This window comes from Vibrio galatheae, from assembly GCF_000967545.1.
In the GTDB taxonomy this organism is placed as follows: domain Bacteria; phylum Pseudomonadota; class Gammaproteobacteria; order Enterobacterales; family Vibrionaceae; genus Vibrio; species Vibrio galatheae.
This window is the reverse complement of record NZ_JXXV01000052.1, coordinates 1-2,524: the sequence shown is the minus strand read 5'-3', so window position 1 is coordinate 2,524 and position 2,524 is coordinate 1. Positions and strand designations below refer to the sequence as shown.

Sequence of the window (2,524 nt, the reverse complement as noted above, 5' to 3'; positions counted from 1 at the left end):
CTTCGTACTTGAATCCAAGTTTATTAACAATGTGTTCAAGATGGATTCCCAACGCTCGGCAGTTTTGGTTGCAAATTCTGGTTCAGTGATTGAGGTGCTTCTATTAAGTGAAGTGGTGCGTTGTTCACCACTTAACACGGCGTTAGGCAAATATTTACATCCCACGGAGGCGAAATGTACAAAGGAAGTTGTTTGTGTGGCTCTATTCAGTTCGAGTTACATGGTGGAATTACAGATCCTATTTATTGTCATTGCTCACTATGTCGAAAAGCAAGTGGCAGTGCTTTTGCAACGAATGGATATGTAAATAAGTCAGATCTCCACCTTAGTGACGCGAAAGGTACTCTTACGTATTACGAAAGTAGTGAAGGGAAACGTAAATACTTTTGTTCGACATGTGGTTCGCCAATCTATAGTTCAAACTCAGCTAAACCGGAGAAGCTTAGAATCCGCTTAGGTGTAATCGACAGTGATATAGTTGAACGACCAATCTCGCATAACTTCATCACATCAAAAGGGAACTGGGAAGAACTAGACATAAACTTGCCAATGTATGAAGGACACGAGCCATCGAGAAAATAGCTGGAGCAAGAAAATTTGCCTAACAAAACGTTCAAGGCGGATTCACAACGCTTGGCATTTTTAGTTTGAATCAGCTTAAGTGTTTACGGCACAATGGTTTAGGTTGGGTGGTGGCGTTGTTCACCACTTAACGCGGCGTTATATGCCTTTGAAGTTTTGGAGACCAAATGGATATTCTCATTGAGCAAGAGGTCGAGTTGCATCAGTATGAAATACGTCAAAGTAAAACGGATATTGAGCGCCTAATCCATCCTAGTTTTGTGGAAGTCGGTAAATCAGGTACGAGTTATGATTTCGACTCAATCATCGAAATGATGGAAGGTGAGGAACCTTCAAGCACTCGCATACATTCACAGAGGTATGAATGTATTCATCTAGAACCTTCCGTTCAACTTCTGAGGTACGAGTCAGCACTGGTAAGTGAATTTGGCGAAGTTAGTGATTTTGCTAAACGTTGTTCAATTTGGGTATTTACCGGTACTTGCTGGCAACTCAAGTATCACCAAGGCACACCGTGTTCGCCATTCGAGCTAGAGCATAATTGAAGCTTGAGAAAACAGGCATATAACAAAGCGTTTAAGACGGATTCACAACGCTTGGCAGTTTTGGTTTGAATCAACTTTAGTGTTTACGGCACAATAGTTTAGGTTAGGTGGTCGCGTTGTTCACCACTTAACGCGGCGTTATATGGATTTAAACATCGAGGTTTTTCAATGAAAGTAGTTATCGGAAGTCTAAAAAGGTTTTGGAAACGTTATAAAGAGGAAAATCCTACTATACAGCTTAGTGTTCCTATTGTGGGTGGTTTCGCAGCGAACATCCCTTTAGCTGAAAAAGGAAAGTTAAAGCGAACTAGAACCGGAGTAAACGCTCAAGACAGAGCAAACCCTTTTGTTGAATCTGACACCAATAACCTAGTTAAATACTACAGTCATTATGAGCTAGAAAAAGAATACAAATTTTGTCGTTCGCCATATGCTGAAACCATACCTCTGAGAAGAGGAAGTAAAGGTTTTTCTTATGGAAAAAATGTAGATGATTTAGAAGTAAGTTTTATTGATGCAAAGTACATGGTTCCAGACTATTTAAAAGAACATTCGGAAAAAGCAGTAGAACTATTTAAGGCTTTAGGTAAGATCAAAATTGACGATAGAACAGGTGAGTTTCAAAACGATTATTCAATCCGTATAACTAGTTTTGATATAGCTGAGAATAAAGTTCATATTCAGCCTGCTACTTATTTCGATCAAGTAGCGACCAATCTAACTTTAGATTGGGCTTCTGGGGTGTTAGGGGAGGATCCACTGCTAACGATTCGAAATGACTATGAAAAAGCTCATAATGGCTTACTAACCCCTCTAAGGTCATCAATACTTGCAAATACTTTAGGTGTTGCTGCTGTTGTTGTTAATCCAGATACAAACGAAGTGCTGGTACCTATTCGAGGAAATGAACAAGCTATTATGGATAATGGGCTAGGAAAGTTCCATTGTTCTGTTTCAGGAGTATTTGCATGGAATGAACATGAGACTATTGCGAACACCTTGTCATTTGACTTCTTCTATAAAGGAATAGAAAAGGAAATAAAAAGTGAAATTGGACTTAGACCCAATCAATATAATTTAATACCGCTTGCGTTTACTAGAGAGCTTGTACGCGGGGGTAAACCGCAGTTGTTTTTTATTGCTGAAACTACATTAGACATTGCTAGTATTCATTCTGAAATGGAAGCTGCTGAGGAGAGTTGGGAGTTTATCAGTATAGAGAGTATTGATGAAAGTAACCCACTGTATAAATATATCGAGTCTCCCTTAAGCGCCCCCCAAGAAATGTTTACATATGAAGGCTGGATGGCTTTGAAGATTGCAATGGCATATCTTTATAAAACAGAACCTCCTTTTCGTGCATGTTAACTTCTATCCACTTAGTATCAAGTTTGAAG

General features: G+C 39.3%; 3 protein-coding genes and 1 pseudogene. All 4 read left to right on the top strand.

Going from position 1 to position 2,524, the window contains the following annotated elements; translation table 11 throughout:
• A pseudogene (locus tag TW81_RS19585) lies at window positions 1-307 on the top strand (hypothetical protein); the annotation flags it as partial.
• Window positions 193-582, top strand: a complete 390-nt coding sequence (locus TW81_RS19150; protein ID WP_239424418.1) for a GFA family protein — start codon at window positions 193-195, stop codon at window positions 580-582. The pseudogene TW81_RS19585 and the gene TW81_RS19150, both read left to right, overlap by 115 nt.
• A 167-nt stretch (window positions 583-749) precedes the next feature.
• Entirely contained in the window at window positions 750-1,127 is a 378-nt protein-coding gene (locus TW81_RS18675) for a nuclear transport factor 2 family protein (RefSeq protein ID WP_045957249.1), read from the top strand.
• Between the two features lie 168 nt (window positions 1,128-1,295).
• Window positions 1,296-2,495 carry a hypothetical protein gene (locus TW81_RS18670; protein ID WP_045957248.1) on the top strand — a complete coding sequence of 400 codons (1,200 nt, stop codon included), beginning with the start codon at window positions 1,296-1,298 and terminating at the stop codon, window positions 2,493-2,495.
• Window positions 2,496-2,524 lie beyond the last annotated feature (29 nt).